This is a genomic window from Kitasatospora sp. DSM 101779 (genome assembly GCF_025655475.1).
Lineage (GTDB): Bacteria > Actinomycetota > Actinomycetes > Streptomycetales > Streptomycetaceae > Kitasatospora.
Genome location: NZ_JAHTIK010000001.1, coordinates 5,768,334 through 5,775,910, shown reverse-complemented (window position 1 = coordinate 5,775,910; position 7,577 = coordinate 5,768,334). Strand labels below are relative to the sequence as shown.

At 74.6% G+C, this 7,577-nt stretch carries 7 protein-coding genes, 1 pseudogene and 1 riboswitch; of the genes and pseudogenes, 5 read left to right on the top strand and 3 right to left on the bottom strand.

What is annotated here, in order from left to right:
* The 3 genes and pseudogenes from KSNIM_RS26300 to KSNIM_RS26290 form a co-directional block, all read left to right on the top strand.
* Positions 1 to 459: pseudogene (locus KSNIM_RS26300) on the top strand (hypothetical protein); the annotation flags it as partial.
* 7 nt (positions 460 to 466) lie between these two features.
* A complete protein-coding gene (locus tag KSNIM_RS26295; protein ID WP_263105598.1) occupies positions 467 to 1,423 on the top strand; it encodes an N-acetylmuramoyl-L-alanine amidase in 957 nt (318 codons plus the stop codon).
* Between the two features lie 216 nt (positions 1,424 to 1,639).
* Positions 1,640 to 2,500, top strand: coding sequence for a hypothetical protein (locus KSNIM_RS26290; protein ID WP_263105597.1), 861 nt, complete (start codon positions 1,640 to 1,642; stop codon positions 2,498 to 2,500).
* A gap of 68 nt (positions 2,501 to 2,568) precedes the next feature.
* Here KSNIM_RS26290 and KSNIM_RS26285 read toward each other — a convergent pair whose 3' ends face one another.
* Genes KSNIM_RS26285 through KSNIM_RS26275 form a run of 3 tightly spaced genes read right to left on the bottom strand, consistent with a single transcriptional unit; the run spans position 2,569 to position 5,743 of the window.
* Positions 2,569 to 3,645 carry a prenyltransferase gene (locus KSNIM_RS26285; RefSeq protein ID WP_263105596.1) on the bottom strand — a complete coding sequence of 359 codons (1,077 nt, stop codon included), beginning with the start codon at positions 3,643 to 3,645 and terminating at the stop codon, positions 2,569 to 2,571.
* Complete coding sequence (locus tag KSNIM_RS26280; protein ID WP_263105595.1) at positions 3,642 to 4,376, bottom strand: class I SAM-dependent methyltransferase; 735 nt, start codon at positions 4,374 to 4,376, stop codon at positions 3,642 to 3,644. Before KSNIM_RS26280 ends, KSNIM_RS26285 begins: the two co-directional genes overlap by 4 nt.
* Before the next feature lie 50 nt (positions 4,377 to 4,426).
* The gene (locus KSNIM_RS26275) at positions 4,427 to 5,743 is read right to left on the bottom strand and encodes a glycosyltransferase family 4 protein (protein WP_263105594.1); all 1,317 of its coding nucleotides are present in this window, start codon (positions 5,741 to 5,743) and stop codon (positions 4,427 to 4,429) included.
* A gap of 204 nt (positions 5,744 to 5,947) precedes the next feature.
* Between KSNIM_RS26275 and KSNIM_RS26270 the strand changes: the two genes are divergently transcribed.
* Positions 5,948 to 6,547, top strand: coding sequence for a TetR family transcriptional regulator (locus KSNIM_RS26270; protein WP_411543779.1), 600 nt, complete (start codon positions 5,948 to 5,950; stop codon positions 6,545 to 6,547).
* Positions 6,548 to 6,704: 157 nt separating this feature from the next.
* Positions 6,705 to 6,774: riboswitch (cobalamin riboswitch) on the top strand.
* A gap of 107 nt (positions 6,775 to 6,881) precedes the next feature.
* The coding region (locus tag KSNIM_RS26265) for a prenyltransferase/squalene oxidase repeat-containing protein (protein WP_411543778.1) at positions 6,882 to 7,577 on the top strand (696 nt) is incomplete at its 3' end.

The following is a 7,577-nucleotide window of genomic DNA, read 5'->3' as shown; positions in this document are numbered from 1 at the left end:
GCGGAGGGGCAGGCGAAGGCGCTGGACGGGCTGCTGGCCCGCGGCGAGAGCGCGAAGGCGCCGATCGGCAGCGCGGTCGCGAAGGTGACGAGCTGCCCGGACAAGTCGGAGATCACGAGCGCCGCGCAGGTCTTCGACGACGGTGCCGCGCAGCGCGACCAGCTGGTCGCCGACCTCGGCAAGCTGGACCTCGGCGCCCTGCCGGGCGGCGCGGAGGCCGCGCAGACCCTGAAGTCCGCCTGGCAGACCTCGGGCGACATCGACCGGGCGTACGCGGCCTGGGCCCGTACCGTGGCGAGCCAGGGCTGCTCCGGCAGCGCCGCCCCGAACACGGCGGACAAGAAGCGCGCCAACGACCTCAATCCGCAGGCCACCCAGTCCAAGAAGGACTTCGTGGCGAAATGGAACGCCATCGCGAAGACCTACGGTCTGACCGAGCGCACCTGGGACAGGATCTGAACCACCCGTGACCGGCACCACCAGCGACCCCCAGTACCCGGAGCGCCCCCGCCGCGCCCGCCGCCTCGGCATCGCCGTGCTCGTCTGCACGGTGCCCGCGCTCTGCGCGGGCGGCTGGTTCGGCTGGCAGGCGCTGGCCGACGGCTCCCGTCCGGCGGCCGCGCCCGCCGCCTCGGCCGGCACGGCTGCTGACCCGGCTCCGGAGCCCGCCCCGTCGGAGCCGGCCCCCGCCTCCTCCCCGGCGGCGGGCGGGCCCGCGCCGAGCGCCTCGGCGCCGACCGGCTCGGGGCCGTTGAACGGCCGCACGGTGCTGCTGGACCCGGGGCACAACCCGGGCAACGCCAAGCACACCACCGAGATCAACCAGCAGGTGGACATCGGCAACACCCGCAAGGAGTGCGACACCACCGGCACGGCGACCAACGCGGGCTACAGCGAGGCCGCGTACACGCTGGACGTGGTGCACCGGGCGCGGGAGATCCTGCGGCAGCGCGGCGCCAGCGTGGTGCTCACCCAGGACGGCGACCGGCCGTTCGGGCCGTGCATCGACGAGCGGGCCCGGATCGGCAACCAGGCGAAGGCGGACGCGGCGGTGTCCGTGCACGCCGACGGCGCGCCGTCCGGTGCGCACGGCTTCCACGTGATCATGCCGGGGAAGGTGATCGCGGGGCAGGCCGACACCTCGGCGATCGTCGACCCCTCGCACCGGCTGGGCGTGGAGCTACGGGACGCCTTCCGGCAGGCGACCGGCCAGCCGTACGCCGACTACATCGGCAAGGACGGCCTGGACACCCGTACGGACCTGGGCGGCCTCAACCTGTCGCGGGTCCCGAAGGTGTTCATCGAGTGCGGCAACATGCGCAACGCAGCGGACGCCCAGCACATGACGGACCCGCAGTGGCGGCAGAAGGCCGCCGAGGGGATCGCGGAGGCGGTGACCGCCTTCCTGGCCCCGGGCTCGTGACGGCGCGCGCGGTCCGCGGGGCCGCTCCGGCCCGCCCGCCGGTCGTACGCTGACCTGGAGTCACGGCGATTTGGCAACGAAATCGGGGGTATCCCCCGGGGCGCTGTGCACAGCGAACGGCCCGGGCCCTAGGCTCTAGCAGTCCGGGGACGTCCCGTACCGGTCAGCCGACCGCCCCGACACGCAGTCCACGACACACCAACGAGGGGAACGTTAGTGAATCTGCGCGCTCTCACGCGGGGAGACGCCGCCGTCGCAGGTGCGGCCGTACTGCTCTTCATCGCGTCCTTCCTGCCCTACCTGACGGTCGAGTTCTGCATCGCCGGCCGGTGCACCTCGGACAGCCAGAACGCGTGGAAGGCCTCGCTCTTCCCGATCCTGCCGTCGGCGTTCCTGCTCGGCATCGTCGCGGCGGCGCTGATCCTGGTGCACCGCCTGCAGGGCGAGGCCTCGGCCACCCGGCAGGTCCTCGGCCTGCGCCTGGACCAGTGGGGCACCGCGCTGTCGGTCGCGACGCTGTGGTCGGCGCTGTGGGCGATCGGTGGCGGCGGCGACGGCGTGAGCCACGGCTTCGGCGCCTGGCTCGGCCTGCTGGCCGCGCTGGTGCTGGCCGGTGCCGCGGCCGCGGGCCCGCTGGTGCCGGCCCTGCAGGGGCCGCTGCTGACGGACAAGCCGGCCGTGCCCGCCCAGCAGGCGTACCAGGCGTTCCCGCAGGGGGCGGGCCAGCCCGGCCAGTACGGCTACCCGCAGGCCGGGCAGCCGGGCGCCGTGCCGGCCCCGGGCTTCGGTGCGGAGCAGCAGCAGGCCGGCGGCTACGGCTACCCGGGCGCGGCCCAGCCTGCCCCGCAGCCGGTGCAGGACGCCGTCCAGGCCGCGCCGTTCCAGCAGTTCTGGTTCGCGGTTCCGGCCGTCCGCCAGCTGGCGAACAAGGAGAACCCGGCGGGTCCGCCGGTCGGCGAGCTCGTTCCGGGCACCTGGTACCTGGCGGTCGAGCAGCGCGGCGCGGCGCTGGTGGCGCAGCTGCCGGACGGTTCGCACGGCGTGCTGGCCGACACCTCCGGCATCCAGCGCGGCTGACGGAGCGGCACGACGTCGAAGGGGCGGTACCCGGCCGGGTACCGCCCCTTCGACGTCGTGCGCGCAATTCAGCAGCAGTCGTTGACGACCAGTCCGGCGGGCAGGCCCTCGCCGCCGAAGACGGCCACCGTGGCGTGGTCGCCGCCGAGCGCGGCGACGGCGAGCAGCAGAGCGCCGGCCGTCCAGGTGGTGCGCTCCTCGGGCCAGATCGCGTCGTCCTCGAAGACGTAGCCCGTCCAGTAGGAGCCGTCGGTGTGCCGCAGGTGCTGGATCCAGCGAAGTATCTCGACGGCGCGGTCGGACTGGCCCACCGCCCAGAGGGCGAGGGCGAGTTCGGCGCTCTCGCCGCCGGTGACCCAGGGCCGGTCGCTGACGCAGCGCACGCCGAGGCCGGGGACGACGAAGCGGTCCCAGTCGCGGGCGATCCGCCGTTCGGCCTCGGCGCCGCGCAGTGCGGTGCCGAGCACGGGGTAGTACCAGTCCATCGAGTAGCGGTCCTTGTCGAGGAACCGCTCCGGGTGGTGGGCGATCGCGTGGCGCAGCCGTCCGGCGGCCAACTCCCAGTCGGGCTGGGGCTCTTCGAGGTGCTCGGCGATGGCCAGGCCGCACCGCAGGGCGTGCAGGATCGAGGAGGAGCCGGTGAGCAGCGCCTCGTCGGGGGCGGTGCCGTCCTCGTCCTGGCGCCAGGCGATCGGTCCGCCGGGCAGCCGCAGGCCGACGGTGAAGTCGAGCGCGCGGCGGACGGTGGGCCAGATCCACTCCAGGAAGGCGTCGTCGCCGGTGGCCAGGTGGTGGTGCCAGGCGCCGACGGCGACGTACGCGCAGAAGTTGGTCTCCTTGGCGGCGTTGGTGACCTCGCCGTCGGGGCCGCCGTGGCCGTAGGAGTAGCCGGCGTACCAGGAGCCGTCCGGGTTCTGGTGGTCGACCAGCCAGCGGTAGGCGGCCTCGGCGGCGGCGTGCTCGCCGGCGGTGTCGAGGGCCATGGCGGCCTCGGTGTGGTCCCACGGGTCGAGGTGCCCGCCGTGGAACCACGGGATCGCGCCGTCGGCCTGCTGGTCGGCGAGGATCGAGCGGACGGTGGCGACGGCCTGCTCGGCGTCGAGGACGCCGTCGAGCAGCAGCGCCTCGGGGACGGCCGCGGTCACTTGCCGTCCCGGTGCGGCTTGGAGGCGTACACGACGAAGCTCTTGCCGATCACCGGGTTGAGGGCCTTCTCGGCGGCCTTGGTGAGGCTGCTGATCACCGGGGTGCCGACGATGTCCCAGACCAGCAGCTGGTGGTAGGCACGGACGGGCAGCGCCTTGTCGTTGTTGACGCCGACGGCGCACTTGATCCACCAGTACGGCGAGTGCAGGGCGTGCGCGTGGTGGGTGCCGTAGGGCTCCAGGCCGGCCTCGCGGACCTTGCCGACGAGTTCGTCGCCGCGGTAGATGCGGATGTGGCCGCCCTCGACCTCGTGGTACTCGTCGGAGAGCGCCCAGCAGATCTTCTCCGGCAGGTAGCGGGGCACGGTGACGGCGAGCAGGCCGCCCGGCTTCAGCACGCGCACCATCTCGGCGAGCACGCCCTTGTCGTCCGGGATGTGCTCCATGACCTCGGAGATGATGATCCGGTCGAAGGTGTCGTCGTCGAAGGGCAGGTTGAGCGCGTCGCCCTCCATGGCGGTGGCGGAGGCGCCCGCCGGGGCCTCGCCGGCCTGCTCCATCGCCGCGAACCACTTGCGGACCTCGGCGATCTCGTCGCCGTTCTGGTCCAGGGCGACGACGTTCGCTCCGCGCCGGTAGGCCTCGAAGGCGTGCCGGCCCCCGCCGCAGCCCAGGTCGAGCACCCGGTCGCCGGGGGCGAGCGGGAAGCGGGAGAAATCGACGGTCAGCACTGCGGGGCTCCCATTCGTTGCTGCTGTACTGAAGGAGGTGGGGCGAAGCGTCAGGGGACGTAGCGCCAGCCGCGGCCGGAGCGGGCGCGCCGCCCGGCCCCGGTGGCGACGGCGGCGCGGTAGCGCTCGGCGGTGAGCTCGGCGGCGCGCTGCCAGGTGAAGTTGGCCAGCACCCGCTCGCGGCCGGCGGTGCCGAGGCGTTCTCGCAGCGCGGGGTCGTCGAGCAGGCGGCCGAGGGCGGCGGCGAGCGCGCCGGCGTCGGCGGGCGGCACGGCGAGGCAGGTCTCGCCGTCCTTGCCGGACACCTCGGGGATGGCGCCGCCGGTGGTGGCGACCAGCGGGGTGGCGGTCGCCATGGCCTCGGCGGCGGGCAGCGAGAAGCCCTCGTACAGCGAGGGGACGCAGGCGACCTCGGCGGAGCGGTACAGGTCGACGAGCTCCCGGTCGGTCAGCCCCGTCCGGAAGTCGATGTGCTGCTCCAGCCCGAACCGGCGGACGGCGTCGGCGACCGGCCCGTCCTCCTTCTGCGGCTTGCCGACGACGACCAGGTGGGCCTCGCGCTCGGTGCGGACCTTGGCGAGGGCCTCGACGAGGTGGACGAGGCCCTTGAGCGGGACGTCGGCGGAGGAGGTGGTGACGATCCGTCCGGGCACCGTCGCCACCGACGGGTCGGGCGACCAGAGCCGGGTGTCGGCGCCGATCGGCACCACCGAGACGGCGTCGGGGGCGACGCCGAGGTGCTCGACGATCTCCGCGGCGGAGCTCGCGGAGACGGTGATGACGTGCTCCAGGCGCGCGGCGACCCGCTTCTGCATCCGGGTGAAGGCGTACCAGCGGCGCAGCGAGAGCCGCTTGACGGCGGTGGTCGCGGCCTCCAGCTCCAGGCGGCGGTCCACGGTGATCGGGTGGTGGACGGTGGTGACCAGCGGGAAGCCGTGCCGCTCCAGGCCGAGCAGGCCGTAGCCGAGGGTCTGGTTGTCGTGGACGACGTCGTAGCGGCCCTTGTGGCGGGCGAGGAACTGCCGGGCGCGCAGCGAGAAGGTCAGCGGCTCGGGGAAGCCGCCGGTGCGCATGGTGAGGAACTCCAGCACGTCGACCGGGCCGCGGTACTCGGCGAGCGCCGGGGTGCGGAAGGGGTCGTCGGCGCGGTAGAGGTCGAGGCTGGGCAGCTCGACGAGCCGGACGGAGCCGGGGCCCTCGACCTCGTCGAGGACGGGGAACGGCTGGGCGCCGATCACGTCGACGTGGTGGCCGAGGCGGGCGAGCTCGCGGGACAGGTGCCGGACGTAGACGCCCTGGCCACCGCAGAACGGGTCGCCGCGGTAGGAGAGCAGGGCGATCCGCAGCGGTCGCGGCGACGCGGTCATGCTGGTCCCCTTGTCCCTACTCAACCCGGCACGGCGGCCACAGCGGCTAAAGTAGATCACGTTTCACGGTGGAGTGTGTCATCGTCGTCGGGCATGTGAACAACGAGAGACCTCGAAGATACCGGCCCGTAGCTTCGTGGTTCGGGCCGGGGATGGTGATTCACGCCACGTGCCCGGTCCCGTCCCGTCGACGCCCTGGGGGCTGTGTTGACCGTGTCCACCACTGCCGGCCGCCGGCTCTCGCCGCGCCAGGCCGAGCGGCGCCGCGGGATCCTGCGCGCCGCCGCCGCGCTGGCCTCCCGGGGCGGCTGGGAGGCCGTCCAGATGCGTGAGGTCGCCGAGGACGCGGAGGTCGCACTGGGCACGCTGTACCGCTACTTCCCGTCCAAGGTGCATCTGCTGGTGGCGGTGATGGAGGAGCAGCTGCGGCAGCTGAAGGAGCAGGTGAGGCGGCATCCGCCGACCGCGGCGGACCCGGCGGGGCGGGTCGCCGAGACGCTGACGCTGGCCTTCCACGCGCTGCAGCGCGACCCGCGGCTGGCCGAGGCGATGGTGCGGGCGCTGTCCTTCGCGGACCGCTCGGTCGGGCGGGAGGTGGACGCGGTGGCGGACCTGACGTCCGAGATCGTGCTCGCCGCGGCGCGGCTGCCCGGCCCGCCGACCGCGGAGCAGCACGCGGCGCTGCGGGTGGTCGGGCACACCTGGCACGCGACACTGCTGAGCTGGCTCTCCGGCCGCAGCTCGCTGGCCGAGGTGCGGTCCGACCTGCACACGGCGGCCCGCCTGCTCTCCCCGGCGGGGTGACGACGGCCAGGGGCGCGTGGGGGCACCTCCCGGCCCCCTGAGGAGCCGCCTCGGGCGGAGGGCCTAGAACTGGAACGCGTTCTACCACTGCTCCTGCGAGCGGCCCGCGGGTGCCCGTTAGAGTCGGGGCGCACGACAACTCCATCCGCCCCTCCCGGGGGAAGCCGGTGCGAATCCGGCGCTGACCCGCAACCGTGAGCCCGCCCGGCGGGCGAGCCGGACTGCCCGGGGCCGGGGGCGAGCGGCCGGCCGGGCGTGGCACGCCCGGTTCCGTCGAGGTCTACGGGCAGCCCCGCCGGGCTGCTGCACCGCTCACCGAAAGGCTCACCCTCACATGCTCACCGCCGCCCGCCTGGGCGCCTCCGCACTGGCCGGCCTGCTGCTGGCCGCCGGCGCCGCCGCCCCGGCCCTGGCCGACACCCCGGCGCCGTCCCCGGTCACCCCGCCCGCCGCGCTGTACGGCAAGGGCGACCCCACCTACGACGGTGTGTGGCGCCAGTCCCTGGCGCTGACCGCGCTGGCCTCCGCGAAGGTCGTCCCGGCCGCGTCCGCCGTCTCCTGGCTGACCGGCCAGCAGTGCGCGGACGGCGGCTGGCCGTCCTTCCGGGCGGACGCGGCCGCGGCCTGCGACCCGAAGACCGAGGACAGCAACGCGACCGCCGTCGCCGTGCAGGCGCTCACCGCGCTCGGCGGCCACCAGGACGCGGTCGCCAAGGGTGTGGGCTGGCTGAAGGCGAACCAGAACGCGGACGGCACCTGGTCGTACAACCCGGGCGGCCCGGGCGACGCCGACTCCACCGGCCTCGCGGTCAGCGCGCTGACCGCCGCGCACGCCGACCCGGCGCAGGTCGCCAAGGCCGGCCGCAGCGCCCTGGACGGCCTCGCCGGCTTCCAACTCGGCTGCCCCGCCCCGGCCCCCGAGCGCGGCGGCTTCGTCTACCAGCCGGGTGCCGACGCCAAGGCGAACGACCTGGCGACCGGGCAGGCCGCGCTCGCCGCCGCCGGCGGGGCGCTGCCGGTGGCCACCACC